The sequence below is a fragment of the Meiothermus sp. genome, assembly GCF_026004075.1.
Lineage (GTDB): Bacteria > Deinococcota > Deinococci > Deinococcales > Thermaceae > Meiothermus.
This window is the reverse complement of the sequence record NZ_BPIK01000001.1, coordinates 2,049,217-2,074,978: the sequence shown is the minus strand read 5'-3', so window position 1 is coordinate 2,074,978 and position 25,762 is coordinate 2,049,217. Positions and strand designations below refer to the sequence as shown.

Here is a 25,762-nt window from a genome sequence, read left to right as displayed (position 1 = left end):
GCCAGCAAACAAAGAACATTTTTCAAGACGCTGTATGTGCAAGACCTGCTTTGTGAGTTTGGAGGGAGGAGCGTAACCATGCAGCCACGACCCTACCGACGCAGTTTCGGAGATATGTCCGAGCGAGCTCTGGCGCTCTGGCTGCTGGTTCCTGCCGCGCTGCTACTGGGCTTTATTGCCCTGTATCCGGTGGCCCGGTTGATCTACACCAGCTTTTACCAGTACCAGCTAACCCTGAGTCCGGAGGCCAGCTTCAACGGGTTGGCCAACTACGCCCTGGCCCTGAGTGACCCGCGCTTCTGGAATGCCCTCAAAAATACGACCCTGATTGTGCTGGTTACCGTGCCTGGTGCGCTGGTGGTGGGCCTGGGCCTGGCCATGCTGGCCAACCTGCCCTTCCGCTACAAGTGGCCGGTGCGGCTGGGACTGCTCTTGCCCTGGGCGCTGCCCTTGGTGTTTGTGGGTCTGATCTTCCAGTGGTTTTTTGACAGTCAGTACGGGGTGGTCAACGACCTGATCGTGCGGCTGGGGGGTGAGCGGCAGTTCTGGCTGTTTAAGCCCGACCTGGCTTTCTGGGCCATCTGCTGGACGATTATCTGGAAGACCAGCTCGTTTGTGGCCTTGATTCTGCTAGCTGGTCTGCAAACCATCCCCAAGGAACTCTACGAGGCCGCCGCGGTGGATGGGGCTACCCGCTGGCAGGTGTTCTGGCGGGTGACCCTACCGCTCCTGGTGCCCTCAATTCTGGTGGCCCTGATTTTCCGTACCATCACGGCCTTTCAAACCTTTGACATTCCCTACGCCATGACCAAAGGCGGCCCTGGTAATGCCACCGAGACCCTGGCCATGTACGTGCGGGTAACCAGCATCGAGAACCTTAACTTTGGCTATGGCTCGGCCCTGGCGGTGCTGCTGTTCTTGCTCAGCATGGCCATCACCCTGGTTTACCTGCGCTACATCCGGGGGGCCGATGACTAGGAGGGTCGCATGAATCCCTTTAAGAACCCGCGCATCTGGTTGTGGATTGCTGCGGCCATCGTGATGATCAACGGCTTCTTTCCCTCGTTGTGGATTTTCTTTACCTCCATTAAGGGCGAAGCCGAGCTGACCCGCATTCCCATCACCTACTGGCCGGAGAATCCCACCCTGCAAAACTACGTGCAGGCCTTCCGCGAACAACCACTGGGCCGCTACTTTCTGAATAGTGTGATTGTGGCGGTGGCCTCGACCCTGTTGTGCGTGGGGGTGGCGAGCCTGGCAGCGTATGCGCTGGCCCGGCTTCACGTGCCCCGCCGCAACCTGATTTTGTCGCTGCTGGTAGGGGTCTCGATGTTTCCGGTGGCCTCGCTGATGGTGCCGCTGTACCAGACCTTTGTGGAGCTGGGCTTGCGCAACAATTACCTGGCCCTGATTCTGCCCCATGCGGCGCTCTCCCTGCCGGTGGCTACCCTGACTTTGGTCAGTTTTTTTGCCGGCATTCCCAAAGACCTCGAGTCCGCTGCCATGGTGGACGGCAGCACCCGCCTGGGAGCCTTGTGGCACGTGGTGGTGCCGCTATCGGCGCCGGGGGTGTTTACCGCGGCCATTCTGGCCTTCGTAAACAGTTGGGACGAGTTTTTGCTGGCCTCCACGCTTCTGCCAGCCAAGGCCATGCGCACCCTGCCGGTGGGCATCCAGTTGTATCAGGGGGAGTATGTGTTTCCCTGGCCCCTTATCTCGGCGGCGCTGGTGGTGGCGCTGGTGCCGGTGGCCCTGGTGATTGCGCTGTTCCAGGAGCGGGTGGTGGGCGGCCTGACCCAGGGGGGGGTGAAGGGCTAGACAGCTGTGTCCTGCAAGCGAATGCTAAACGGTATGTCAAATCTACGAGTTGGTTTAGTTCCCATTGTGCGGCCCCTGTTTAGGGGTTCCAAGCTGGGCCTCGAGCCCACCACCCGCCAGGCCCTGGAGGCCCTGGGCCCCCGGCTGGGCTTCGATCTGGCCTATGTGGCCGAGCCAGTGGCCGACGCCGCCCAAGCCGAGGCGGCGGCCCGCGCGGCCCAGGACGCCCGGCTGGATCTGCTGCTGGTGCAGCACGTGACCTTTGCCACCGGCGATGCCTTTTTGCCGCTGCTGGAACTGCCCATCCCGGTGGGGCTGTGGGCCCTGCCCGAGGTGTGGGACAGCGGCCCGCTGCCGCAGAACGCGGTTTGCGGCCTCAACCTGGGGGTTTCGCTGGCCCAAAAGCCCACCAAGTGGTTCTACGGCTCGGTGGAGGACGCCTGGTTTCAGGCCCGCCTTAAGCTCACCCTGCAGGCCCTGCGGGGTGTGAAGGTGCTGCGCGAAGGCCGGGTGCTCTGGCTGGGCGGCCACGCGCCCGGCTTTTTTGCCTTTGGGGCCCTGCCCGAGACCGGCCTCACCGTGGAGAAAGCCGAGCTGGCCGAGCTGTGGGAGGCCCTGGCGGCGGTCTCGGAGGCCGAGCTAGAGGCGCGGGTCGCAGAGTTCCACGAGCTTTCCGAGTACCCGCTGGAGCAGTTGCGCGAGAGCTTCCGCCTCGAGCTGGCCCTAGAGCAACTGGCCCGGCCCTACGACGGGGTGGCCCTGCGGGAGTGGCCGGAAATCCCCGACCAGACCGGGGTCATGGCCTATGCAGCCATGGCCCGCCTGGCCGATGTGGGCTACACCCTGGCCCCCGAGGGCGACGTGATGGGCCTGGCCAGCCAGCTAGCCCTGAAGGCCATCTCGGGCCGGCCGGCCATCCTGCTGGACATCTCGCACTTTTCGGCCAAAGGGATCATGCTCTGGCACGGGGGCGAAGCACCCCAGGCCTGGGCCGCGGGCCCCACCCGGCTGGTGCCGCACTTCAACCGCCACCTGCCCGCCGTGCGTGACATGGCGCTGCGGGCGGGGCCCATTAGCGGCCTGCGCCTGCTGCCGGGTCGCAAAGCCGTGGTGCACGGGGGCGTGTTGAGCGGTGAGAAAGGCTACGATGGGGACTCTGGCTACCTCACCCGCCCCACCTGGGCCGCCGAACCCCTCACCCCCCGGCAGTTTTTGGCAAGCTGGTTCAACCACCGCATCCCCCACCACCTGGCCGTAGGGATGGGCGCGCATGAAGAGGCCCTGCTGGAGATGTGCGCCTGGCTGGGCCTGGAGGCGCTGCCTGCCCGGCCCGAGGAAAACCGACTGGTATGGTGAAGATCCTGACCGTGGGCTGGGCCAACCTGGACCAGCGCTACTACATCGAGACCTTCCCACCCCGTGCCAGCCGCACCGGGGTGCTGGGCTACCGCGAGACCATCGGGGGGCCGGCGGCGGTGGCCGCGGTGGCGGCGGCCCGGCTGGGGGCCGAGGCCCATCTGGTGAGCCGCCGGGGCCACGATGCCACGGGAGAACGCCTGCAGGAGATGCTCGAGGCCGAAGGGGTTAAGGCCCACTTCCAGCTTGGCGCGGCCACCCCGGTCTCGGCGGTGCTGGTCACGCCGGAGGGTGAGCGCTACATCTTCCCCTACCGGCCCGAGCTGCCCGACGGGCTGGTGCTGGGCGAAGAGCGCCTGCTCAAAGGAACCGGCGCGCTGCTGCTGGACGGGCGCTGGGCCTCGGCGGGGTATGGCCTGGGCCAGGCCGCCCGTGAGCGGGGCCTCCCGGTGGTGCTGGATCTGGACCGCGACCGTGACGAGGACTGGATGCTCACCCAGGTGGCCACGCACGTGGTGGCTTCGGAGGAGCTGGCCGCGCAGAAAGGCGGCGTGGACGCGCTGCTGGCCCAACTGCAAGCCCTTGGGGTGTTCGCCGCGGTGACCCTGGGGGCCCAGGGGGTGGCCTATGCGGGCGGACACCTGCCGGCCTACCCGGTGCACGTGCGCGACACCACCGGGGCGGGGGACGTCTTCCACGGAGCCTTTACCCTGGCCCTTGCCGAAGGGCAGGACGAAGTGGCGGCGCTGCGGTTTGCCACGGCGACCGCCGCCCTGCACTGCGCCCAGGCCAGCCCCCCGCGCCGGGACGAGGTGCGGGCCTTTCTGGCTTCCTTGCCCTGAACCCCAAAACCCTAAGCAAGCTAGATACACGAGGAGACGCATGAAAACCACCCCAGCAAAAGCCCGCGCCTATGCCCGCATTGGCGATGGGGCCATGCGCTTTGGCACCCTGGCCATTGACCAGCGCCCGCCCCTGATGCAGATCGTCGCCCAGGCCCTGGGCCGCGACCCGGAGAGCGTGGGGCCCGAAGTGACCGAACTCAAGGGCCTGCTGGCCGAGACCCTGGCCCGGGGCGTGACCGGAATCCTGGTAGACCCGCACTACGCTTTTCCTGCCGCCATGCCCGTTCTGCCGCGCGAGACCGGCCTGATGCTGACCCTCGAGCACCACCGCTTCCTTACCGTAGAGGGCGGCTGGCGCAAAAGTGCGATTATTCCCGGCTGGAGCGTGGAGCAGGCGGTGCGCATGGGGGCCGATGGCCTGAAGCTTCTGGCCTGGCACCGCCCCGATGCCCCGCCCGAAATTACCGAGCACCAACTGAACTTTGTGCGAAGCGTGGGCGAAGCCTGCCGAAAGGCCGACCGCCTTTTCATCTTCGAGGTGCTGCCCTACCCCCTCCCCGGCGAGGATGCCCCTACCTACAACGCCAAGCTGCGCGAGATGTCGCTGGAAATCGCCGCGGCCTTCGCCGACCCCGGTTTTCACATTGACCTTTACAAGCTGGCCTTCCCCGGCGCGGCGGGGCTGGTGCGGGAGTTTGGCGGCAAGGGCTACTCGCTGGACGACCTCGAGGCCGACATGAAGGCCTACAGCGAACTCCCGGCCCCCTGGCTGCTGCTCTCGGGCGGCCTGAACGCCGACCAGTTCGTGCAGGTGCTGGAAGCAGCGCTGCGGGCCGGTGCACGGGGCTACCTGGCGGGCCGCGCGGTCTGGCAGCACCCCCTGCGCTTCTACCCCGACCGCTCCCGGCTGCGCGAGGCCCTGCGCGAGGAGGGCCTCGAGACCCTCCACCGCCTGAACGAACTCCTGCACACCATCAAGCCCATTCACCCCGAGGTGGACTGGCGGCTCGAGGGCATCGCAGGCTAAAAATTATTCCCGCACCAGCCGATAGTGGATGCCCCTTGCATCCACCTGAATCAGATTTAGCACCGGCCCGGTTGCGGTCATCTCGAAGTAGGCCTCGAACACCTCGGTTTTGTTGTTGAAGCGGTTGGTGAGGCTCATCTGCCAGCCGTTCAGGGTCGCGCGGCCCTGGTATTTTTGCGAGTAGAACTGCTGCGAACCCACAAAGCCGCTGGCCCCGCTGTGGGCGGAGCTATAGGTTCCATCCCGGTTGAAGGTGAAGCTATCGGCCATGCTCACCGCGTTCATACCGGCATAGGCGCCGGTGACGGAGTTGTAGTACTGGGCCGCGGCGCCCGTGCTGGAGGTCCACTTGCCGGTCAGGTCGGCGGCTTTGACCGCAAACTTGTTGTAGCCGTACATCTTGCCGACGGCCTCGATGTTGGGGAATTCCTTCTGGAAGGTGGCAAAGCTGGGGGCCACCACCTGGATGGCATAGCCAAGGCCCTTATTGAACTGCACGTACAAAGCCACGTGCTTGCGCGCGCCGGTGGCGATCTCGGTGGCGCTGCCCTCGCCAAAATAGAGGCAAATATAGCAGGGGCCGTTTTCGAAGACCTTGAGGCCGTCCACCCGGTAGCGGGGGGCCACCAGGCGGTTCCAGTAGCGGACGACCTCGTTGGGGCCTTCCGGCAATTCCGAGAGTGGTATGCCGTAGTGCAGCAGCACCACCACCTCGCCCTTGGCCACCCGCACGAAGCCCTGCTCGATGGTAGCCACCCAGCCATCGTTGAAGCGGGTGGTGGGGGTGGAAATGGTGCGGGTGTTGGCTGGGGGGCGGGCTGCGCTGGCGGGTGGGGCCTGGGTGGCTCTGGGCCTGGCAAGCTTGAGGCTGCTGTTGAAGCGGTCGAAGAGCTCGAGGTGCTGTTCGGTGGTGGTGATGTAGAGGATGCTGGCCACGCGCCCGTTGCCGGTGAAGGTGGAGAGCAGCACCACATAGTCCAGCCCATCCTTGGAAACGGCAATCCCCCCGGCCAGGTTCTGATAATCCCCGTTGGGCGGCCCCATCTCGGTGGTGGGTTCGCCGGAGAGCTCGAGGCCCTCTTCCACCAGCCGCTTCCACTCGCCCCTAAAGTTCTGCTCGGGGTTGTTGCCGGCGGGCGTGCTGGCATACAGCACAATGGCCCCAAACGAGTCCTTGGTCTGCAGTGCCAGCATCACCCCGCCTTGCAGGTTGCTCTTCTTCCACCCCTGGGGTGGGGTGTACTCGAAAATGTCGAAACTATCGGCCAGGGCTACCCCCAGGCCGCACCCCAGCAGCAGCACCGCACCTAAAAACCCAGCCAGCCGTTTCATGCGCCCACCTCCTGTGGTTCACAGCTAGCTTACACAGCCCAGGATGACCGGGGCATGACTGGCGGGAATAGACCGGTGCTATTTCTGTGCAAATGACTTGGCGTATGGTTTTATGATTGCGTAGCATAAAGAGCAAACATGCTTGCAGGGCAAATAGCGGACTTGTGCCGGGGGGGCGCTCTGGGAGCATTGCAACAACCCGCAGAAGGTTGTGGTTGTATTTGAAAAAATGCTCAAGTCTCTTGAAGACCACGTTCAAACAATCGCTATGGAATCCCGCACCCTCACTGCCCTGTGCGACATGCTGATGCCCAAGCTCATCTCAGGTGAGATTTGGGTGAAGGATGCGTACTGGCTCTTGAAGGAGCGCGGGTTGTGAAATACGACCCCCAAAAACACCACCGCCGATCCATCCGCCTGAAGGGATACGATTACACCCAGGCGGGGGCATATTTCATCACTATTGTGACGCAAGAACGCGAATGTTTGTTTGGCGATGTGGTGGATGGAGTGATGCAATTAAGCGAGGCGGGGCACATGGTCGAACGGTGTTGGCAAGACATTTCTACGTATTTCCCCAATGTCGAATTGGATGCGTTTGTGACGATGCCGAATCATCTGCACGGAATTATTGTCATTGCCCATAACCACCCCGTAGGGGCAGGCCTTGTGCCTGCCCAACGTGACCACGCAACCACCAATGGTGCAACCACCAATGGGGCAACCACCAATGGGGCAACCACAAGGGTTGCCCCTACCGTTGGGGATATTGTGGGGGTGTTCAAATCAAAAACGACGGTCGCGTATATTCGCGGCGTGAAACAATCGGGGTGGCCGCCATTTGGCGGTCGCCTTTGGCAACGCAATTATTACGAACACATCATCCGCAACGACACATCTCTAGAACGCATTCGCCAGTATATTGTGAATAACCCGACAAAATGGGGCCTGGATAGGGAAAATCCGATTTTAGAAGGCGGGGTTGCAATCTACCCCGCCGAGAGATGAATCGTAGCGCAGATGATCGAATCAGTGGTTGAACAGGCGGCCCCGGCCTGCCTCGATGCTCGCGAGGCCAACGATAGCGTGGTCAGGGGTTGGGCGACGCAACCTACACCAACTGCCCCAACCCATTGGCCTCGAGCAACTCCTTCACCCACACCTTCTCCCCCCGTTTCACCGACTCCTCGGCGGCCACCCCCACCACCACGCTCCAGAAGCCCTCTTCGGCGGTGGCGGCAGTATTGGGTTTTCCGTCCATGGCCTCGATCCAGCGCAGGTGCTCGTAGTAGGTGGCCCCGCTGTGGCCGCTCTCCTCGATCAGGGCGGGGTAGCTGGGGGTCATGGTGCGGGAGGTGCGGTCGGGGAGGCAGATGACCTCGAGGTAGTTTTCCCACTTGGAGTAGGCCTGCCCGTTCACGCCCTCGCTGGCCTTGAGCCGGCCTTCGTCGCCACAGATGACAATTTCCTCGTAGACCATGGGCGCGAACATGCACAGGTTGAAGTTGGCCCGGATACCGTTGGCGTACTCCACGATCACAAAGGCGTTGTCCAGGATGTCCGACTTCTCCCCGCCGTACTCGAAGTCGCGGAAGTTGACCGCCTGGCTGCCCGAGGCGTACACGCTCACCGGGCGCGACTCGGCGAACAGATTGAACAAATCGAAGTAGTGGCAGCACTTCTCCACCAGGGTGCCGCCGGAGTACTTGGAAAACTTGTTCCACTGCTTCACTTTGTCCAGGAAAGGCTCGCGGTGCTCGAGGATGGTGATGGTCTTGATCTCGCCCAGGCTTTTGCGTTCCTTGGCCTCGTGGATGGCCTCCACGTAGATGGGCTTGAAGCGGTACTGCAGGCCGATTTGCAACACCCTGGGGTAATTCTGCGCAATCTGCCAGATCTCGTAGGCGTCCTGCAGGTTGGTGGCCATGGGCTTTTCCAGGAGGATGTGCTTGCCCGACTGGGCGGCCACCTTTAGCACCTCCAGGTGGGTGTGGTTGGGGGTGCAGATGATCAGCCCGTCCACCGCGGGGTCGTGGCAGGCGGCCTCGAGGCTTTCGTAGACCACCAGGGGTTCCTCGGTGAACTGGGCCTTGATGCGCTGGGCGGCCTCCACGCTACTGGGGTTGGGGTCGTAGACGCCGTGAATGGTGCAGCGGCCCTCGAGCAGCGTCACCCGGATGTGCTCCTGCCCGTTCACCCCCACCCCAATCACATTGAAGCGGTACTTGAGGGGGCCGGGGTTCATCAGGAAGCGGTCCTCCTGCGGCACGTAGGCAAACTTGGGGGTGAGCGCGTGGAGGCGGTTGGCGAACTCCTTGTTGCGTTTCATGCTTTTTAGATTATAAATCTAAAATCTGATTAACTGAACAGGGAGGCCCTTTCGTTGCAGGGAAGGGCCACCCCATCAAACCGAAAAGTGCAGGTGCTCTAAATCAGGCGCAGGGGCTGGAAATCGCCCCCCAACACCTGCTGGGGGTTGGCGGCAATCCACTGCAGGGCGGCGGCGTAGACGTTGCGGAAATCGGTCTGGTACTTGAGCGCGTTGAGCTCGAGGTCTTCCAGGTTGGGCTCGCTGCCGTACAGCCCGCCCCGAATGCCACCGCCCAGCACCAGCATCAGCCCACCCTCCCCGTGGTCGGTGCCAAACGAGGCGTTTTCCGCCACCTGGCGCCCAAACTCGCTAAACACCATCACCATGACGTCCTTATCCCGGCCAATGGCCCTCAGGTCGGCCCGCAAGGCTGCCAGGGTCTGGGCCAGATACCCCAGCAGCTCGGCCTGGCGCGGGGGCTGCCCGGCGTGGGTATCCCAGCCCCCCAGGGTGGTGTAGTAGACGCTGCTGCCCAGCCCACCGGCAATCATGCGGGCGATGTCGGCTATGCTGCGGCCAAAGGCGTTGTCGGGGTACTGGGCCTGGTTCCGAACCAGGCGTAGCTGCCCCACCTTGTCCAGGGCGCCGCGCAGCGAGAGCATGGCCCGGCGCACCTCTTCGGCGGTGCCGCTGCGCACCCGCTGGGCTTCCCGGTCGAAAGCCTCCTCGAAGGGCCGGGGCAGCCGGATGCTGAAGGTATCGATGCTGCTGATGGCCGGCGCGCTGCGGCGCTCGCCCATCTGGGCCTGGGGGGTGGCCCCCCCCAGAAAGGTATCGCAGAAGGGGTCGTCCTGCAGGTCGCCCCAGCGGCCCAGCCAGCCGGTTTCCAGCCGGCGGCTGGGGTCGGCAGTATGCCAGATGGAGGTGGAGATAAAGTGGCTCCGGTTGGGGTTGGGGTAGCCCACCTGGGGAATAACCGCCAGCTCGCCGTTGTTCCACATCTGCATCAGGGGTCTCAGGGCCGGGTGCAGGCCCAGGCGTTCGCCGTTGGTGCCCAGGTCGAGCACCTCCTCTCGCCGGATGGCGATGTTGGGGCGCAGGCGGTAATACAGCTCGTTGCGGTAGGGCACCAGGGTGTTGAGCTGATCGTTGCCGCCAAACAGGTTCACCACCACCAGGATTTTTTCTTTGGACTGGGCAGCCAGGGCGGTTCTCGAGAGCAGCGAAGGGGCCCCCTGGCCCAGGGCCAGCGTGAGCAAGGACTTCTGGATAAACTCGCGTCGGTTCATATCGGCCTCGCAAAAGCAGGGTTACAGGAGTTGTGCTTCTGGTTTGACCAGGGACAAAGCCCCATCGGCGTTGTCCATGAAGACCTCGAGGTCGAGGCGGCGTTCGCGGCCAGCGAAGCCGGCCAGCAGGTTGAGCCGGGTCAGGAAGGGCGACTCGGCCAGCCAGGCCAGGCCCCCGTCCCATCCGGCCACATTGGGCGGGTCGAAGGGAATCTGACCCATGGCCGCCAGGGACTGGTAAAGGGCCCGTCCTGGGCGTTCCTCGAAGCTCACCTGGCTCACCCCGGCGGCGTACCACAGCCCCACCAGGTATTCCAGGGGGCTTTTGATGAGGGCGTTGCGGTAAGCCGGGCTATAAAACGCCTCGTGGGTGAAAAGCCAGCGCAGGAACCCTCGAGTACCCTCGGCGCGGAAGACCCGGGCCCCCTCCTGCACCAGGGCCTCGGGCGGCTCGGGGCACAGGTAAAAGCGCAGCAGCTTGCGGGCCACAAAAAGGTAGGTCTGGGGGTGCTCGATCAGAATTTCCAGCACCTCCTCGCCGCTGCGGACGCGCCGGCCCAGGAAGGTTTTTTCGCCGGGGTCGTGCCAGTTGCGGTTGAAGACGAACTCGAAAGCCAGGTTGGCGCTGGCCTCGCGGGGCCGCTGGTTGCCGGGGAGGCGCACCGTCCAGCCGGTGAAGGCGCGGGCGGCCTCGAGGATGTCCTGCTCGGTGTAGTGGCCGGGCCCCAGGGTGTAAAGCTCCAGAAGCTCTCGAGCCCAGTTCTGGTTGGGGTGTTCCTTGCGGCTCTGGGCGTTGTTGAGGTAGAGCAGCATCACCGGGTTGCGGGCGATGGCCTTCAGCAGGTCGCCGTAGGGGCCATACCCCAGTTGCCGGAAGGTGGCGAACTGCTGCCAGAAATCGATGCCCTGGGCCCCCATGGTCTCGCGAAACTCGGAGGTCAGGTGGCCGTGCCAGAACAGCACCAGGCGCTCGGCGGCCGGGGTGGGGGTGGTGAGCCAGTGGTTGAGCCAGAGCTGGCTGATCTCGCGGTGCTGCTGGCCGCGCTCGTTGCGGGTGGCCGCGGTGCGGTAGCTGGGGGCCGGGGCCGGGTCGCGCAGCAGGAAGTCTACGGCAGGCTCGAGGCCCATTTCGGCCAGTTGCTGGGCTTCTTCCCTGCGCCCCCGTGCAGCGGCGCGGCGTAGCAGGTGAGCGGCGTTGGAAAAACTGAGGGGACGGGCCATAGCAAAACTCCAGATGTCTCCAACATAGCCACCCAAGCTGAAGCCAGCCTTAAGCCACACAAACCCAGCCGACACACGCCGCTCGAGGTCTCTTTGCACCGAGTCCGACCGCTTTCGTATGGGCTTGTCTTTGTCAACCAGAGCAGGGTATTTTGGTTGACGTGTCCGCTTTGCTCGACTACCTCCACGACCGCTTCCAGAGCGGCGAGGCCCTGGCTGCGGCGCTGGGGGTAAGCCGCACGGCAGTCTGGAAGCAGGTAGCGGAGCTCCGTAAGGCCGGTTATCCGGTGGAGACCCAGAAAGGCCGGGGCTACCGCCTGGCCCCCGGAAGCCCCACCCCAGCCGCCCTCGAGGCCCTACGAAAGGGGAGCTTCGGCGCTTTTTACGCCTACCTGGGCACGGTGGAGAGCACCCAGGAGGTGCTCAAAAACTGGGCCCTGGATGGGGCCGAAGAAGGGGCGGTGGTGCTGGCCGAGCGGCAGCTCAAAGGCCGGGGCCGCCGTGGGCGGGCCTGGGCCAGCGAGCCGGGCAGGAGCCTTACCTTTTCGGTTTTGTTGCGCCCTGTGCTGCCACTATCCGCGCTCCCTTTGCTGCCCTTGGCCGCGGGCCTGGCCCTGCGCGAGGCCTGTGGGCTGGGGGGGCTCAAGTGGCCCAACGACCTCTTGAGCCCCGATGGGCGCAAGCTGGCGGGGGTGCTGCTGGAGGCCCAGGTGAGCGGCGAAGAGGTGGCCTGGGTGCTTCTGGGCATCGGCCTCAACGTGCACCGGGGTGTGCTCCCGGATGGCGCGGCGGCTCTGGAGGAGTTCCTCGAGGTGAGCCGGGTTCAGGTTTTGGCGCGCCTGCTGGAGCGCCTCGAGGCCCGCTACGTCCAGCTCCGCCACCCAGAGGCGCTGTTGCAGGACTACCGCACCCATAGCTACACCCTGGGCCAGCGGGTGCGGGTGACCACGCCGCGGGGTGTGCTCGAGGGCCAGGCCACCGACATTGGCCCGGATGGCGCGCTGGTGGTGCAAAGCGCAGACACAACCCACCACATCGGGGCGGGTGATGTGGAACTGATCGGTTTTTTAGGAGGAAGCAGATGAACCCAACCCAAAGCCTACCCTATCTACCCCTCTCGAAGTCGCTTTTTCCGGCCCGGAGCTGGCAGCGCGACCTGCTGCTGGTGCTTTTAGGCAGCTTTTTGCTGGCGCTGTTGTCGCAGGCGGTGATCCCCTTGCAGCCGGTGCCCATCACCCTGCAAACCCTGGGGGTGCTCCTGGTAGGGGCCGCGCTGGGCAGCCGGCTGGGTTTTCTGGCGGTGGTGGCATACCTGCTCGAGGGCCTGGTGCTGCCGGTGTTTGCGGGGGGGGCCACCTGGTTCCACCCACGCATCGCCTTTACCGCCGGCTACCTGCTGGCCTTCCCCCTGGCGGCCTACCTGGTGGGCTACCTGGTCGAGCGCTACGGCACCGACCGCAGCGCGCTCAAGACCTTTGGGGCCATGCTGCTGGCCAGCCTGCTCATCTACGCCATCGGTGTGACCTGGCTGGGCTTCGCGCTCTCGGGCGCGGGGCGCTACAGCGGGGTCTGGGGGGTGCTGCAGGCCGGTATGATTCCCTTTCTGCTGGGTGACCTGATTAAAGCCGCCATCGCTGCAGCCCTGCTTCCTACCGCCTGGCGTCTCTTTCGTCGGTAGCCTCGAGGTTCTGCCCCTCCCCCTCGAGCGGGGGAGGGTTTTCTTTGGCTAGCCCCCGGGCCGCCCAGCGGAGAACCCAGGGCATCAGCAGCCCATAGGCCCCTCCCGCCAGCAGGGCCACCGGAAGACCCAGCCACAGCGCACCCCAGAAGCCCACTTGCGGAATCTGGGCCACCAGGGTGAAGATGCCGGCGATGGCTGCGACCATCGCCACCTCCTGCCACTGCACCCTCATGGCTGGGCCTCGAGCAGGTCGGCCAGGTAGACCAGCGCCATCCTGTAGGACATGGGTCCAAAGCCCGATACGATGCCCTTAGCGCCCATGGCCGTAACCGAGTGGCGGCGATACTCCTCGCGGGCGTGGATGTTGGAGAGGTGCACCTCCACCACCGGCAAGGTCTGGGCGCGCACCGCGTCCAGCAGTGCAACTGAGTAGTGAGTGAGGGCCCCCGGGTTCAGCACGATGGCCCGGAAGCCTTCGTCGGCGGCCTGCTGAATCCACTCCACCAGCTGCCCCTCGAAGTTGGACTGGCGGCAGGCCACCCCCAGGCCCAGCTCGGCCCCCCAGGCCTCGCACAGCTCCTCGAGCTCCTCGAGGGTGGTATGGCCGTAGATTTCGGGTTCACGCCTGCCCAGCAGGTTCAGGTTGGGGCCGTTGAGAATCAGGATCATTTGACCCTATGGTAAAGGCCCCGCGGGCCATCGGGCAACGCTTGCTTGGTATACTCCTGCCATGCGTGAACGCATCCTGGCCCGCATCCGCCGGGGCCTCGAGCACCGCCCCCAGATTGCCCTGCCGGAGCCGCTGGCCCTGCCAGCCTGCCTACCCGAGGAGGCCCTGGCCCTCTTCACCCAGCGCCTTACAGAGAACGGGGGAGAGGTGGTGCGGCTGGAGAGCCTGCAGGCCGCTCAGGAATGGCTTGGCCACTTTGCCCAGACCTTTGCTGGGGTGGTGGTGGGACAGATGGTTCCAGAGGCGTTGCGCCCCCAATTGCCCCTCCTGCCCCCCGAAGAAGCCCCCCTCGGCATCTCCTGGGCTTTGGGCGCGGTAGCCGAGACCGGCACGGTCATCCTCAGCAGCCAGGAGGGCCGCCGCACCCAGCTTTTGCCCCCTGTGCACCTGGTGTTCGTGCCGCAAGAAAAAATGTACCCGACCCTCTTGGAGGCCCTCCAAGCCCTACAGCCCTCGCTCCCCTCGGCTATCGGACTGCATTCGGGCCCCAGCAAGTCTGCCGACATCGGCCAGATTATGGTCAAGGGGGTGCATGGGCCGGGGCGGCTGATTGCAGGGGTGATTGCCAGAATAGAAGGCTGAAACCTCGAGGGCCACAGACTCAGACAAGAAAAATGCGGGGTATACTAGGGAATACCCACCTACTTTACATAATCTGAGGGCAAATCCGACTACACTCGAGCCATGACCAAGGCCCGAACCCTCGGTGAACTCAAGCGCACCTACCCCCTGGAAAAACTCCGCCGCAGCGTAAAGGACGAGGCGCGGGAGAACCTGATTGCCAAATTGCGTTCCGGTGAGCGTCTTTTTCCCGGTATCCAGAGCTACGACGACTCGGTAATTCCCAACCTGGTCAATGCCATCCTGGCCCGGCACAACTTCATTCTGCTGGGCTTGCGTGGGCAGGCCAAAAGCCGCATTTTGCGCCAGCTAACCGAGCTGCTGGACGACGAGGTACCAGCCCTGCCCACCGAGATCCGCGACAACCCCCTCTTCCCCCTCTCGGCTGAGGCTAAGCGCCTGCTGGAGGAGGCCGGTGACGACGCCCCCATCGTTTGGATTCCCCGCTCGGAGCGCTACGTGGAAAAGCTAGCCACCCCCGACACCACCGTGGCCGATATTCTGGGCGACATTGACCCCATCAAGGCCGCCAAGCGCGGCACCGGGCTGGCCGACCTCGAGGCCGTCCACTACGGCCTCTTGCCCCGTGCCAACCGGGGCATCTTCGGCATCAACGAGGTGGCCGACCTGGCCCCCAAGGTGCAGGTGGCGCTTTTCAACATCTTGCAAGAGGGTGATGTGCAGATCCGGGGCTATCCGGTGCGCCTCCAGCTCGACGTCTGGATCGCCTTCACCGCCAACCCGCAGGACTACACCGCCCGCGGCAAGATCGTCACGCCCCTCAAAGACCGCATCGGCTCGGAGATCCGCACCCACTACCCCCGCACCCTCGAGGAGGGCCTTTCCATCACCCGGCAGGAGGCCTGGATTGCTCGAGAGGAAGGGATGTACATCCCTGCCTACGTGGCCGAGGCTTCGGAAGCGGTGGCCTTTGTGGCCCGCGAGGACAAACGGGTAGACAAGACCTCGGGGGTCTCGCAGCGCCTCTCCATTAGCCTGCTGGAACTGGTGGCCTCCAACGCCGAGCGGCGGGCGCTTCTGGCGGGGGAGCGGCCGGTGGCCCGGCCCCTCGACCTCTACGCGGCGCTGCCGGCCATTACCGGCAAAATCGAACTCGAGTACGAGGGCGAACTCCAGGGTGCTGAGCGGGTCGCCAAGGACCTCTTGCAAAAAGCCTTTGGCCTGGCTTATGGCGAACGGGCCCGGGGTCTGCAGGTAGACGAGATCGTGCAGTACTTCGCCGATGGCAACCTCCTCACCCTGCCCGAGGGCAGCGCCAAAGCGGTGCTGAAGGAGATGGAAAAGGTGCCGGGGCTGATCGCGGCTGCCCAGAAGCTCGAGCCCCAGACCACCCCCGAGGCCCTGGTGGCTGCCGGGGAGTTCATCCTCGAGGGCCTGGCAGGCCGCCGCAAGATCGCCCGCGGCGAGGAGAGCTACAGCGCCCCCATCGAGCGAGAGCGCGAGCGCTGGGGGAGCGGCAACTGATCGGGAGTAAACCCATGCGCGTCCGATACTCCAAATACGAGCCAGGCTTCGACGACCTCACCGGCGCCGACCTGATGGACATGATCCAGGACTTCCTGATGGACTCGGGCTTTTCGGACCCCTACAACCGCTACCAGCCCGACCCCAACCGCGGCCCCACCGCCGAAGACCTGATGGATGCCCTGCTGCAAGCCCTGCTGGAGCAAGACCGCATCCCCGAGGAGTGGCTGCGTGAGGCCCAGAACGCCCGGAATTTTCAGGAAACCCGACTGGGCCAGGAATTGCAGCGCCTGATGCAACGCCTGCAAGACGAGGGCTACATCCGGCTGCCCGGCCAGTACCCCACCAACCCGCAGGGGCAGGGTATGCAGGGCGAAGCCCAGGACACCCGGTTGGAACTCACAAATAAGTCGGTGGACTTTCTGGGCCTCAAGAGCCTGCGCACCCTGTTGGGTTCCCTGGGAAAAAACGCCCCCGGCGCCCACGTCACCCGGCACTTTGCCTCGGGGGTGGAGTCGAGCGGTGAGACCAAGCCCTACGAGTTCGGCGACCAGCCCAACATCAACATCGGCGAGACGCTCAAGCAGGTGGTGATGAAGGGGCTGGAGAACATCGAAGAACGCGACCTGACCATCGAGCTGTCCGAGTACACCGCCGCCATGAACACCGTGGTGCTGCTGGACTGCTCCCACTCCATGATCCTCTATGGCGAAGACCGTTTCACCCCGGCCAAGCGGGTGGCTTTGGGGCTGGCGCACCTGATCCGCACCCAGTACCCCGGCGACCAGGTGCGCTTCGGGGTCTTCCACGACAGCGCCGAGGAAGTACCGCTGGGCCGCCTCCCCACCGTGCAGGTTGGGCCTTACCACACCAACACCGCCGAGGGTCTCAAGCTGGCCCGCAAGATGCTCAAGAAGATGAGCGGGGAGATGAAGCAGATCATCATGATTACCGATGGCAAGCCCTCCGCCCTCACCCTGCCCTCGGGTCAGATCTACAAAAACGCCTGGGGCCTCGACCCTGTAATCCTGGCCGAGACCCTCAAAGAGGCCACCCTGGCCCGCAAGGAAGGCATTCCCATTCATACCTTCATGCTGGCCCGCGAGCCCGAGCTGCTGGCCTTCGTCAAAAAAATCACTCAGATCACCAAGGGCAAGGCCTACCTTACCACCCCCGGCAACATCGGGCGGTATGTGTTGATGGACTTTTTGAACCGCAAGGTGAGCCGCAATTAGACGGTATCTAACCAGGCCTGTAGAACACCTGTACTCCGAGAAGCGATTATACGCATTTCGACAGCATCGTTCACTATTGAAGGCGGAAACGGCATTAGTAATGGTATCGCGCTTGCAGGAAATCAATCCGCTCGTCCGAGACGCGGTAAACCAGGCGGTGCTCCTGGGTGATCCGGCGCGACCACATGCCAGGGCCAAGGTATTTGAGGGGTTCGGGCTTTCCGATCCCAGCAAAGGGTTCGCGCAAGACCGATTCGATCAGGTCGAAAATTTTGAGCGCAACCTTTCGGTCGGTATCCACCCAGAAGCGAAGATCCTCGAGAAAGACCGGCGTGAAAAGGGCCTCGCGCGGCCTATTTGCCTTGGCCACCCAGTACCTCGAGCCGCAGATCTGCGGTGCTGCCCTTCAGACCCTCGCCTTTTTGAGCCTGCTCGAGCGCCTTTAACAGCCGCTCGGCGTTCTTGGGAGAGCGCAGCAAATGCACGGTTTCCATGAGGCGCTCGTACTCATCGGCGTCAATCATAGCCACGCGCTTCCCGTTGCGACGGTTGATGATGACCACCTCCAGATCGTTGGTCACGCGATCGAGCAGGGTAGCAAGCTGCTCTCTAGCCAGGCTGTAACTCGTTTCAATAGCCATAACCCTATTGTACAATAAATCTGTACAAGTTCGAAGGCGATGGTCACTGGTCGGCACTCATGCTTTGCCCTTCGCTTCCGGCTACACTACCCTTTATGAAAACGGCCCGAGCCTGGGGAATCGCGGCCTACCTGGCCCTCCTCATCGAACGCCTCTCCCAGGCTGTGCAGTTCCGGCCCAGGCCGGCCTTCAACCCCGCGCAGATCCGCCGCTACGAAGGGGTGCGGCGGGAGCTGAGCCTCGAGGTGCCCTATTACCCCGCGCGAAGCTCGAGGGGCTATGTGCTGATTCCCAAGGATGGCTACTTCCAGCAAGCCGAGGAGGTTCTGGAACGTCTTTAGGGCGCGCTCGTACTGGCAGTGTCATGGTGTACTGCATCCTATCTGAACTCAACCCTTCCCCAGTACCCTGTAGCCATGCACCGGGCATGGGCTGCAAGGCGGGCTTGGCGGGTGCGGCTCTGGCTGGCTATAGGGCTGGCCTTGCTGCTGTTTCCGCTGGCCTGGCTGGTGCATCCGGCCTGGGTGCTGGGATCGTTGCTGGGTTTGCTGTACCCCTCCCGCTGGGAGGAGCGGCGCGCCCTGGCCGACCTGGATCGGCAGTACGGCCTGGCCTACCGTAGCGCGCTGGAGGCCCCTCCCCACCACCCCTGGCGCAATCAGTTGCAGCTCGAGGCGGCGGCCAGTCTGCGCGGAGCCCGGCTGCCGGTTTTTCCTTGGGCTTTTGCTGCTCTTTACGTGCTATTGCTGGGCTTGGTCTGGGTGCTGCCACCCCTGCGCCTGCCGTCCTCTTCACCTGCGGTGGCCTCGAGCCCCCCTCCCATATCACAAACCACCCGTTCAACCGATCCAGCCCAGCCCAGCCCACGGCAAGCCGAGCCTCCACCTCCGCAGGGGAACCCATCCGAAAGCCAGCCACCTGGTTCGGAGCCGGGGGCAGCCCCCACCCCAGCAGAAGAGACGCAGCCCACGCAACCAGACGCACCTATACAGGAAGCACAGGGAAGGGATGCACAAGGCCAGAACCAACCGCAGGACGCGGTCGGCCAGGATGCAACGCGCCCCGGTCAAACGGTTGAAAACCTGCAAGGCCGCGAACAGCCTTCATCCAGCCCAAACGGGCAAGATCCCGCGCAGTCTGGGCAGAATTCACCCAATCCGACAGGACAGCCGCAAACCAATCAGCCGGGTCAAGCACAGCCTCCTCAACCTGGGCAAGCGCAGCCACCTCAACCTGGGCAAGCGCAGCCAGCTCAACCGGGCAACTCATCCCGTCCAGGGCAAGCACAGCCATCCCAACCTGGACAAGCACAACCCCCCCAACCTGGGCAAGCACAGCCAGGACAACAGCCAGGGCAGGGCCAGCCTTCGAGAGATAATCCGGGCCAGAGTCAGGCTCGCGGTGGCGAAGGCGGAAGCCCTCAGGGACAGACCCCGCAGGCCCGCCCACCACAGAATCTGCCCTCGCGTACCGAGCGCCCAGCAGGCGAAGCGCCGCTCAGCCGGGGGGAAAACCGACAGGGGAGACCGGCACCCCTGCCCAGCCCCTGGGCCTCGGGCCAGCCCCCGCAGAACGTGCAGCGCCAGGCCGAGAAGTACCTCGAGTCCGAGCCCCTTCCCCCCGAGGTGCGCGACGTTTTGCGGCGCTACTTTGAGCTGCCGCCGCCATAAAAAAACCCGCTCGTCCCTGAGCGGGTTTTCTCTAGCAGGCTGTTAGAAGCGCAGGACGCCCTGACCGCCGCCCCAGGTGATGGTCATGGCGCAGCCGGCCAGGTCGGGGGTGCTGACGGTGGTGATTTGGGCTTCGAGTACGGCGGTGTTCTGTCCACCGTTTTGGAGGATGGGTAGAATCTGACCCACGTTGAGATTAAGGGTTCCGTTGGTCAGGTTGCCTACGGTAACTTGACTGCCGCTGCTGGTAAGGGTGAACTGCACGCTGTTGGCAGAGGCTGTGCTGCTGCGCTGGGCACCTCCGGCTCCTCCGTTATCAGAGACGGTAAGGGTAGCGCTCATGGTGACGTTGATGGGTGAGGGGGTAGTGGCCGGGCAGCCCGTGCCAAAACTTACGCTCGAGATTGCCAGATTATAAGAAAAACCACTTGGGTTGGCGGGAAGGTTGAGGTTGGTGAGGTCTTCAAAGGTAGCGGTCACGTTGGCTGTACCGGTGGCAGCTGCACTGGGGCCGAGGTTAATGGTGGTTTGCAGCCCATCCAGTCCAAAGGGGTTGTTAATGGGTGGGCTGCTAATGAGCCCGCAGCCAGCAAAAGCCAAAGCCAAAACACTGCCGAGTAGTGCTACACGTTTCATAAATTCCTCCTGCTCGCTCTTTGAAGCAGTGAAATTGTACACCCATGCCCAGGGGGGAATTCAGTTACATTTGACCCAAAACGGGTTTTTGGGCGTTACTCAAAGGTTTTGCTGCCTACACGGTCTTGAAGCTTTCGAAGGGCTCCTGGCAGTTGTTACAGACGTAGATGGCCTTGCACAGGGTGGGGCCAAAGGTGTTCTTGACGGACGTGTTGAGTGAGCCGCAGCGCGGGCAGGGGGTGGGGGCGGCCTCGAGCTCTATCAAAAAGTCCTGCGCGCCTTTGGGTTTGGGAGGTGCAATCCCATACTGGCGCAGGCGCTCCTTGGCTTCCGGGCTAATCCAGTCGGTGCTCCAGGCCGGCGATAGCACGGTTTTAACCTCGACCGGGTCGAAGCCCAGGGCGCGCGCGGTGCGCTCGAGCTGTTCTCGGATAAGGTGCAGGGCCGGGCAGCCCGAGAAGGTGGGGGTCATGGTGATGGTGGCCTTATTGCCTTCGATCTCCACATCCCGCACAATGCCCATCTCGACCACGTTGATCACCGGAATCTCGGGGTCGGGAATCTGGGCCAGGGCCTTCCAGACTTGCTCGGTACTGGGTAGGGCAGTCATGTTACCAAACCTTGGCTTCGGCGTCCCAGCGGGCGGTGGACTGCATCTCGGCCAGTATGCTCCACAGGTGCTCGGTGTGGTAGGTGCGGGAGGTGGGCTGGTAACCGGGGTTGATGGGCAGCTTGAGGCTAGCGGCTTGCAGGTGGCGGGTGCTGTGCTCGAGCCAGCGTTCTTTTACAGGGGCCAGGTCGGGCACGATGCCCTCGGCTACCAGCAGTTCTTCGCCAGGGATGGGCACAAAAAGCTGCTGGGCATAGCCCCACTGCATCTCCAGGGCTTGCTGCAAGCGCCGGTTGGACTCCTCGGTGCCCTGGCCCAGCCGCTCTATCCAGGCCTGGGTGTGCTGCAGGTGGAAGCGCTCCTCGCGGATAATCTTCTGCACGGCATCGGCCAGGGGCTGGTAGGTGCTGTGCCGGGCGGCCTCGAGCCAGAACGCCTCGTAAAGGTCGAACAGGTACTGCCGCAGCATGGTGAAGGCCCAGTCGCCTTTGGGCAGCTCCACCAGCTCGCAGCAACGGTACTCGTTGGCGTCGCGGAAAAAGGCCAGTTGGTCGGGGTCGGAGCTGTCGAGTTGCTGGCGCAGACCGTACCACAAGGTGGCGTGGCCCAGCTCGTCCTGCACGATGTTGGCCAGGGCAATGTCCTCTTCCAGAATGGGCCCGTGGCCGGTCCACTCGCTGTTGCGGTGAGCCAGGATGACCTCGTCGTCGGCCAGCGCGGTCAGTTTGGCGATCAGAACCTCTTTAGCAGCATTCGTCATCTTCCACCCCCCGCCCCACCTTGTGCTTGCTGATGTGGGAACCCACTGTGGCATAGAACTGCTGCTGCTTGTAGGTTTTTTCCCTGGCTGGGGCAAACCAGCTTTCCACCGTCTCCTGGCTGGGGTCGCTCTGATACACCTTATCGGCGGGCACAACCCACCAGGCCAGGGCCTCGGTGTCGGTGAACCGGGCCTGGGCCTGCTGGAGGGCCTCCTCGGGGCTTGTGGCCTCCACCTCGCCCACATAGTCCACAAAGGTCATGGAGCGCTTGTGCGTGGTTTTGCGAAAGACCAGGTATCGGCAGGCTGCGCCCAGGCCGGTATCGGCTTTAGCGGTTGCCAGGCCCTCGAGAACCTCCTCTCGGGTCCAGGCGTAGACGTCTTCGGCTCGAGCCACCCACATGCTCACCGCCTGGGGCCGCCGGGCAAAGACGTTACGGGCGGTCAGGAGGGCGTGTTCGGGGTCGGCAGCGTGCACCGAGCCCACCGCCTGATGGGGCTTGTGGGGGGTGTCCTGCTTGAAGACTTCCCAGCGGGGCCATTGTGTATCCATAGGGCCTCCTCCGCAGCGCTACACCGCGACGGCGGTCTTTTGCTTCTTGGCGGCGTAGGCTTCCAGGGCCTCGCGCACCCAGGCCCCCTCGGCATGGGCCCGCCGACGGGCCTCCAGGCGTTCTTTGTTCATGGGGCCGTTGCCAGCCACCACCTGCCAGAACTCGTCCCAGTTGATGGGGCCGTGTAGCCAGTTGCCGGTGGCCTCGTCGTAGCGCAGCTCGGGGTCGGGGATGGTGAGGCCCGCTTCCAGGATTTCGGGCGCGTGCTCGTTGATAAACTCCTGGCGCACCTGGTCGTTGGTCTTGGTCTTGATCCCCCAGCGCACCAGAATTTCGGTGTTGGGGCTGTCCTTGTCGTGGGGGCCCATCATCATCAGGGCCGGCCACCACCAGCGGTTGATGGCGTCCTGGGCCATCTGGCGCTGCTTGGGCGTACCCTTGGCGTAAAGGAGCACCATCTCCTTGCCCTGCTTGTGGTGGAAGGTCTCCTCGGCGCAGATGCGTACCATGGCCCGGCTGTAGGGGCCATACGAGCAGGCCGCCAGCATGGTCTGGTTCTTGATGGCGGCCCCATCCACCAGCCAGCCGATGGTGCCGATGTCGGCCCAGGTCAGGGTGGGGTAGTTGAAGATGGAGGAGTACTTGGCCTTGCCCGAGAGCAGGGCTTCCAGCATGGCCTCGCGCGATATGCCCAGGGTCTCGGCGGCGTGGTAGAGGTACTGGCCATGGCCGGCTTCGTCCTGCACCTTGGCTACCAGGATCATCTTGCGCTTGAGGGTGGGGGCGCGGGTGATCCAGGCCCCTTCCGGCAGCATCCCCACCACCTCGGAATGGGCGTGCTGGGAAATCATGCGGATAAGCTGGCGACGGTACTCCTCGGGCATCCAGTCGCCGGGCTCGATCTTTTCCCCGCGGGCGATGCGGGCCTCAAACTCGCGCAGGCGCTCGTTGTAGTCGGGGTCGCTGGGTACTCCGTACTTGATTGGCATATCTCCTCCCACCTACCAAACTAACGCTCGTTAGTTTTTGCTAGTTTAGCTCGAGGCACCTCAAAAATCAAAGTGCCTCGATTACGCTTGCTATACTCGAGCCATGGTGAAGCACCGTTTCACCGTCGAGGATTACCACAAAGCCTATGCTGCAGGCGCTTTGGGGCAGGGCCGGGTGGAGCTGTTGAATGGTGAGGTTTATCACATGTCGCCAATGGGCTATCGTCATCGCTATTGCGTCACAGCACTCACCCAGATGCTGGTCAAAACCTTTTCCGAGCGTGTTGTGGTGATGCCGCAGTGCTCGCTGATCATTGCGCCCGAATCCGAGCCCGAGCCCGATCTGATGCTTTTGAAGCCGCCCCTTTCTACCTACAAAGACCGCGACCCCTACCCACAAGACGTGCTACTGGTGATCGAGGTGAGCGATACCACCCTCGCCCAAGACCGCAGCCTGAAGGTGCCACTGTATGCCCAGGCGGGCATTCCTGAGGTATGGATTGTGAACCTGCTGGAAGAGAAACTGGAAGTCTACCGCGCCCCGGGTTATCAGCCCCTTTACTTCGAGAAGGGCACGGCGGTTGCACCGATCGCGATCGGGGGGGACGGGCTCGAGTGGTGGTTGTAGGAGTCACAGGTGTCTGAGGGCTACTGGTTCTTGCTCAGCTTGAGGGAGTAGCTGCAAAGCGCGCTAGGCTTCGAGAGCGCGCACTTGACTCTTGCAATTAAGAGCCTAGATCACTAAGTTCTTATGGCTGCCTATCTCAGTACTTAAAGCACGATCTAGGGCATTAATATAGTTATTTTCGTGTTTGAAAAAGCTTGCACTCGAGTATCTAGAACTATTTAGAGCCTTACGGTGCAGAATGCCTAGCCCCCGGAAAGCCCCTGGAACATAAGCGAAAAATTTAACAGAGGGTGCATTGGTATTTTTAGTAATAAACAATGATCGGCCACTATTGAACAAATTGTCGATAGTGTCAAGGAACAGTTGCCCTATGTTAACTGGAACTCCAACATCGTTGCTCATGTGTTCCAGCTCGAACTGTTCCTCAGGAACGTAAATAAATCCTCCCCATCTAAACAGAAAGTTTTGAATGAATGGTACAAATCTGCCGAAATACAAGGGATGCAAGGAAAGCGATGCAATGGTTTGCCGCACTTTAGGCAAGATCCTCTCCTCATTCAGCAAATATTCAGGGCTGTGTTTATTGACACACCTGATTGTCAAACGACAAATGGCATATATGTTCAGCACTCTATGAATGAGTTCCAAAAGCATAGCAGACTCTATCTCATCGTTGCTTGCATAGATTACAGCCTTGTTTGCAGAAGTAGCATGCAGCTTTGCTATGCGCTGCGTAACATCTTTGAATTTATTTTGATGGGCATCGAAGGATTTCTTGACCTGATCAATAGGCTCTCTTGGCATCCACAAGCATGTCAGCAAGAACCTGCGGTAAGACCTCAGGAGTGGTTGCTTTGAGGTATAAGTTAGAAGGTAATCGTAAATGACTTGCCAAGCTATGTAGGTATTGAGTTTCCTGATTCTCTCCTTCTTTGTTGAGGAACCTTCAGATTGAAGAATGGGGAGTGCTATGTAGGTCAGGTTTACCCTTTCAAGTAGTTCAACGTTCAAACGTTTTGCAAGTGCCACCGTTGCGTCAGGCTGGTCGTGTTTGCAGATGAAAAGCAGTGAGTCTGGTGGTTCGTCAATTAAGACACTAAGCGAAGCAAACTCACGGAGTTCCTTTGGTGTGGGATCTCCACCCTTGCAGTCAACTATTGTTTTGGTTTCTCGAAAAGGGGTGAAAAGAGACGCATATATGTCTATTTCTGCTGCTTGTTTTCCTCCAAACTCGATAATCAAGTTTCGGAAAACACCGTAGCCAATCGAAGCGAAAACAGCCGAGGCAAGCACTTCTAGCTTTTTGCCTCCTACGCCCTTGAGTTGATTGTGTAGGCCAGTTGATGGATTGAGTTGCATTTCTTTCATAGTATGGGATGGGCGAGGTAAAGTGTGTTCAAAACCTTTGTGCACCTACCTGTGGATGTATTGCGTCCCCCGCCGCACTACCAGCTCATTTTCGCCAGCCCAGGGCCGGCCCGAATTCCCCACTTTGATTACACCTAGAAGGATTCAAGCGGAGTCTGTATCGCCACCAAGGAGCCAAGTAGAGCGCAGGGTTGCGTTTTAGAGTGACTGCATTGTTTGGCCTCACCTAGGCCAAGTCTGTGTCGGCGTAGATTTCGTCTAAACTCAGTTTTGTATCCAGGCAGGGGCGCTCGAGCGCCCCGCTTTTCTCTGGGGTTTCGTAACGCCAGGTTCCATCCGCAAGCCGCCGGTGGGTTTGCACCAGCCTGCGGTCGTAAGATACCAGCACGTAGGCTTCTAAGCTGGCGTTGTAGGGGGCAGATCAAAGAATGAACTACGCGATTGGACAGGTTGTGCGCATCGAATTCTGGAAATACCCGGCCCACACCCTGCACTACTGGTGGGAAGCCCAGGTTCACGAAACGCGCGAGGGCGCGGTGCTGGTGCACATGCCGCTGGGCTTTGAGTTTCACCACGAGAGCAAGCAGCGGGTGCTGCGGGTGAACCACCAGGCCTACGTCGCCTTTTTTGTGGGCCGTTGGTACTCGGGCGGCCCCGACCTGGATGCGGAGGGAAGGGTGCTCGAGTACTACTGGAACATCCAGACCCCCCCGCGCTTCGAGCCCGATCGCATCTGGCAGTACGACCTGGAAATAGATGTCAAGTGCAAGGCCGACCACACCTGCCAGACCTTCGACCTCGAGGAGTTCGCGGCCAAAGCCCCGCTTTACCCGGCTGAATGGGTGGAGCAGGCCCTGCGGGCGGTGCAGCAGGTTGAGCAGCACATGCGGCAGGGCGCATGGCCGGTGAAGCCTCCAGGGCAGGTGATGGGCTGGCTCGAGCGGCTCTAACTGCC

General features: G+C 62.6%; 31 protein-coding genes. 16 read left to right on the top strand and 15 right to left on the bottom strand.

Annotated elements, in window-relative coordinates; translation table 11 throughout:
* Nucleotides 1-114 precede the first annotated feature (114 nt).
* From Q0X18_RS10055 to Q0X18_RS10035, 5 genes are read left to right on the top strand one after another with little or no spacing between them, the layout of a single operon-like run.
* Entirely contained in the window at nt 115-978 is an 864-nt protein-coding gene (locus Q0X18_RS10055; protein ID WP_297561772.1) for a carbohydrate ABC transporter permease, read from the top strand.
* Nucleotides 979-987: 9 nt separating this feature from the next.
* Nucleotides 988-1,818 carry a carbohydrate ABC transporter permease gene (locus Q0X18_RS10050; protein WP_297561770.1) on the top strand — a complete coding sequence of 277 codons (831 nt, stop codon included), beginning with the start codon at nt 988-990 and terminating at the stop codon, nt 1,816-1,818.
* 33 nt (nt 1,819-1,851) lie between these two features.
* Nucleotides 1,852-3,174, top strand: a complete 1,323-nt coding sequence (locus tag Q0X18_RS10045; protein WP_297561768.1) for a fucose isomerase — start codon at nt 1,852-1,854, stop codon at nt 3,172-3,174.
* Complete coding sequence (locus Q0X18_RS10040; RefSeq protein WP_297561766.1) at nt 3,168-4,016, top strand: PfkB family carbohydrate kinase; 849 nt, start codon at nt 3,168-3,170, stop codon at nt 4,014-4,016. Before Q0X18_RS10045 ends, Q0X18_RS10040 begins: the two co-directional genes overlap by 7 nt.
* Nucleotides 4,017-4,056: 40 nt before the next feature.
* Nucleotides 4,057-5,046 (top strand): tagatose 1,6-diphosphate aldolase, encoded by a 990-nt coding sequence (locus tag Q0X18_RS10035; protein WP_297561764.1) that lies wholly within the window; start codon nt 4,057-4,059, stop codon nt 5,044-5,046.
* A gap of 3 nt (nt 5,047-5,049) precedes the next feature.
* On the opposite strand, the gene Q0X18_RS10030 is transcribed toward Q0X18_RS10035, so the two are convergent.
* Entirely contained in the window at nt 5,050-6,378 is a 1,329-nt protein-coding gene (locus Q0X18_RS10030) for a hypothetical protein (protein ID WP_297561762.1), read from the bottom strand.
* A gap of 211 nt (nt 6,379-6,589) precedes the next feature.
* On the opposite strand from Q0X18_RS10030, the gene Q0X18_RS10025 reads away from it, so the two are divergent.
* Together Q0X18_RS10025 and Q0X18_RS10020 are read left to right on the top strand one after the other, a co-directional pair.
* Complete coding sequence (locus Q0X18_RS10025; RefSeq protein WP_297561760.1) at nt 6,590-6,757, top strand: restriction endonuclease subunit S; 168 nt, start codon at nt 6,590-6,592, stop codon at nt 6,755-6,757.
* Nucleotides 6,754-7,386 (top strand): transposase, encoded by a 633-nt coding sequence (locus Q0X18_RS10020; protein ID WP_297561758.1) that lies wholly within the window; start codon nt 6,754-6,756, stop codon nt 7,384-7,386. The genes Q0X18_RS10025 and Q0X18_RS10020 overlap by 4 nt, the downstream gene beginning before the upstream one ends.
* A gap of 103 nt (nt 7,387-7,489) precedes the next feature.
* On the opposite strand, the gene Q0X18_RS10015 is transcribed toward Q0X18_RS10020, so the two are convergent.
* From Q0X18_RS10015 to Q0X18_RS10005, 3 genes are all read right to left on the bottom strand, one after another.
* Complete coding sequence (locus tag Q0X18_RS10015; protein WP_297561756.1) at nt 7,490-8,707, bottom strand: Gfo/Idh/MocA family protein; 1,218 nt, start codon at nt 8,705-8,707, stop codon at nt 7,490-7,492.
* Between the two features lie 98 nt (nt 8,708-8,805).
* On the bottom strand, nt 8,806-9,978 hold the full coding sequence (locus Q0X18_RS10010; RefSeq protein ID WP_297561753.1) for a DUF1501 domain-containing protein: 1,173 nt from the start codon (nt 9,976-9,978) through the stop codon (nt 8,806-8,808).
* Nucleotides 9,979-9,999: 21 nt separating this feature from the next.
* Nucleotides 10,000-11,199: a DUF1800 family protein gene (locus Q0X18_RS10005; RefSeq protein WP_297561750.1), complete on the bottom strand. Its 1,200-nt coding sequence runs from the start codon at nt 11,197-11,199 to the stop codon at nt 10,000-10,002.
* A 161-nt stretch (nt 11,200-11,360) separates the two neighbouring features.
* Between Q0X18_RS10005 and Q0X18_RS10000 the strand changes: the two genes are divergently transcribed.
* Together Q0X18_RS10000 and Q0X18_RS09995 are read left to right on the top strand one after the other, a co-directional pair.
* Complete coding sequence (locus Q0X18_RS10000) at nt 11,361-12,284, top strand: biotin--[acetyl-CoA-carboxylase] ligase (protein ID WP_297561747.1); 924 nt, start codon at nt 11,361-11,363, stop codon at nt 12,282-12,284.
* Nucleotides 12,281-12,877 (top strand): biotin transporter BioY, encoded by a 597-nt coding sequence (locus Q0X18_RS09995; protein ID WP_297561745.1) that lies wholly within the window; start codon nt 12,281-12,283, stop codon nt 12,875-12,877. Before Q0X18_RS10000 ends, Q0X18_RS09995 begins: the two co-directional genes overlap by 4 nt.
* Here Q0X18_RS09995 and Q0X18_RS09990 read toward each other — a convergent pair.
* Nucleotides 12,849-13,112: a hypothetical protein gene (locus tag Q0X18_RS09990; RefSeq protein WP_297561742.1), complete on the bottom strand. Its 264-nt coding sequence runs from the start codon at nt 13,110-13,112 to the stop codon at nt 12,849-12,851. The genes Q0X18_RS09995 and Q0X18_RS09990 overlap by 29 nt on opposite strands.
* Nucleotides 13,109-13,549 (bottom strand): type II 3-dehydroquinate dehydratase, encoded by a 441-nt coding sequence (gene aroQ / locus Q0X18_RS09985; RefSeq protein ID WP_297561739.1) that lies wholly within the window; start codon nt 13,547-13,549, stop codon nt 13,109-13,111. The genes Q0X18_RS09990 and aroQ overlap by 4 nt, the downstream gene beginning before the upstream one ends.
* A gap of 61 nt (nt 13,550-13,610) precedes the next feature.
* Between aroQ and Q0X18_RS09980 the strand changes: the two genes are divergently transcribed.
* The 3 genes from Q0X18_RS09980 to Q0X18_RS09970 all read left to right on the top strand — a co-directional run bounded on the left by Q0X18_RS09980 (nt 13,611) and on the right by Q0X18_RS09970 (nt 16,951).
* Nucleotides 13,611-14,192 carry a lactate utilization protein gene (locus Q0X18_RS09980; protein ID WP_297561736.1) on the top strand — a complete coding sequence of 194 codons (582 nt, stop codon included), beginning with the start codon at nt 13,611-13,613 and terminating at the stop codon, nt 14,190-14,192.
* 102 nt (nt 14,193-14,294) lie between these two features.
* Nucleotides 14,295-15,716, top strand: a complete 1,422-nt coding sequence (locus Q0X18_RS09975; RefSeq protein ID WP_297561732.1) for a sigma 54-interacting transcriptional regulator — start codon at nt 14,295-14,297, stop codon at nt 15,714-15,716.
* Between the two features lie 14 nt (nt 15,717-15,730).
* Nucleotides 15,731-16,951, top strand: a complete 1,221-nt coding sequence (locus tag Q0X18_RS09970; RefSeq protein ID WP_297561730.1) for a VWA domain-containing protein — start codon at nt 15,731-15,733, stop codon at nt 16,949-16,951.
* A 94-nt stretch (nt 16,952-17,045) separates the two neighbouring features.
* Here the strand turns inward: Q0X18_RS09970 and Q0X18_RS09965 are convergent, their stop codons facing one another.
* Both Q0X18_RS09965 and Q0X18_RS09960 read right to left on the bottom strand, forming a co-directional pair.
* Complete coding sequence (locus Q0X18_RS09965; protein WP_013014680.1) at nt 17,046-17,321, bottom strand: Txe/YoeB family addiction module toxin; 276 nt, start codon at nt 17,319-17,321, stop codon at nt 17,046-17,048.
* A complete protein-coding gene (locus Q0X18_RS09960; protein WP_013014681.1) occupies nt 17,305-17,592 on the bottom strand; it encodes a type II toxin-antitoxin system Phd/YefM family antitoxin in 288 nt (95 codons plus the stop codon). Before Q0X18_RS09960 ends, Q0X18_RS09965 begins: the two co-directional genes overlap by 17 nt.
* 95 nt (nt 17,593-17,687) lie before the next feature.
* Here Q0X18_RS09960 and Q0X18_RS09955 point away from each other — a divergent pair, with 95 nt between their 5' ends.
* Both Q0X18_RS09955 and Q0X18_RS09950 read left to right on the top strand, forming a co-directional pair.
* Nucleotides 17,688-17,933, top strand: a complete 246-nt coding sequence (locus tag Q0X18_RS09955) for a hypothetical protein (RefSeq protein WP_297561720.1) — start codon at nt 17,688-17,690, stop codon at nt 17,931-17,933.
* A gap of 75 nt (nt 17,934-18,008) precedes the next feature.
* Nucleotides 18,009-19,262, top strand: a complete 1,254-nt coding sequence (locus tag Q0X18_RS09950) for a hypothetical protein (RefSeq protein WP_297561718.1) — start codon at nt 18,009-18,011, stop codon at nt 19,260-19,262.
* 42 nt (nt 19,263-19,304) lie between these two features.
* On the opposite strand, the gene Q0X18_RS09945 is transcribed toward Q0X18_RS09950, so the two are convergent.
* The 5 genes from Q0X18_RS09945 to paaA all read right to left on the bottom strand — a co-directional run bounded on the left by Q0X18_RS09945 (nt 19,305) and on the right by paaA (nt 22,811).
* Complete coding sequence (locus Q0X18_RS09945) at nt 19,305-19,898, bottom strand: hypothetical protein (RefSeq protein ID WP_297561716.1); 594 nt, start codon at nt 19,896-19,898, stop codon at nt 19,305-19,307.
* A 115-nt stretch (nt 19,899-20,013) separates the two neighbouring features.
* Nucleotides 20,014-20,508, bottom strand: a complete 495-nt coding sequence (gene paaD / locus Q0X18_RS09940; RefSeq protein ID WP_297561714.1) for a 1,2-phenylacetyl-CoA epoxidase subunit PaaD — start codon at nt 20,506-20,508, stop codon at nt 20,014-20,016.
* 1 nt (nt 20,509) lies between these two features.
* The gene (gene paaC / locus Q0X18_RS09935) at nt 20,510-21,268 is read right to left on the bottom strand and encodes a 1,2-phenylacetyl-CoA epoxidase subunit PaaC (RefSeq protein WP_297561712.1); all 759 of its coding nucleotides are present in this window, start codon (nt 21,266-21,268) and stop codon (nt 20,510-20,512) included.
* Nucleotides 21,252-21,821: a phenylacetic acid degradation protein gene (locus tag Q0X18_RS09930; protein WP_297561710.1), complete on the bottom strand. Its 570-nt coding sequence runs from the start codon at nt 21,819-21,821 to the stop codon at nt 21,252-21,254. The genes paaC and Q0X18_RS09930 overlap by 17 nt, the downstream gene beginning before the upstream one ends.
* A gap of 18 nt (nt 21,822-21,839) precedes the next feature.
* Nucleotides 21,840-22,811: a 1,2-phenylacetyl-CoA epoxidase subunit PaaA gene (gene paaA / locus Q0X18_RS09925; protein WP_297561706.1), complete on the bottom strand. Its 972-nt coding sequence runs from the start codon at nt 22,809-22,811 to the stop codon at nt 21,840-21,842.
* A 103-nt stretch (nt 22,812-22,914) separates the two neighbouring features.
* On the opposite strand from paaA, the gene Q0X18_RS09920 reads away from it, so the two are divergent.
* Entirely contained in the window at nt 22,915-23,439 is a 525-nt protein-coding gene (locus Q0X18_RS09920; RefSeq protein WP_297561704.1) for a Uma2 family endonuclease, read from the top strand.
* A gap of 105 nt (nt 23,440-23,544) precedes the next feature.
* Here the strand turns inward: Q0X18_RS09920 and Q0X18_RS09915 are convergent, their stop codons facing one another.
* Entirely contained in the window at nt 23,545-24,798 is a 1,254-nt protein-coding gene (locus tag Q0X18_RS09915) for a hypothetical protein (protein WP_297561702.1), read from the bottom strand.
* 235 nt (nt 24,799-25,033) lie between these two features.
* On the bottom strand, nt 25,034-25,195 hold the full coding sequence (locus Q0X18_RS09910) for a hypothetical protein (protein ID WP_297561700.1): 162 nt from the start codon (nt 25,193-25,195) through the stop codon (nt 25,034-25,036).
* Nucleotides 25,196-25,235: 40 nt separating this feature from the next.
* Here Q0X18_RS09910 and Q0X18_RS09905 point away from each other — a divergent pair, with 40 nt between their 5' ends.
* Complete coding sequence (locus Q0X18_RS09905; protein WP_297561697.1) at nt 25,236-25,757, top strand: DUF402 domain-containing protein; 522 nt, start codon at nt 25,236-25,238, stop codon at nt 25,755-25,757.
* Nucleotides 25,758-25,762 lie beyond the last annotated feature (5 nt).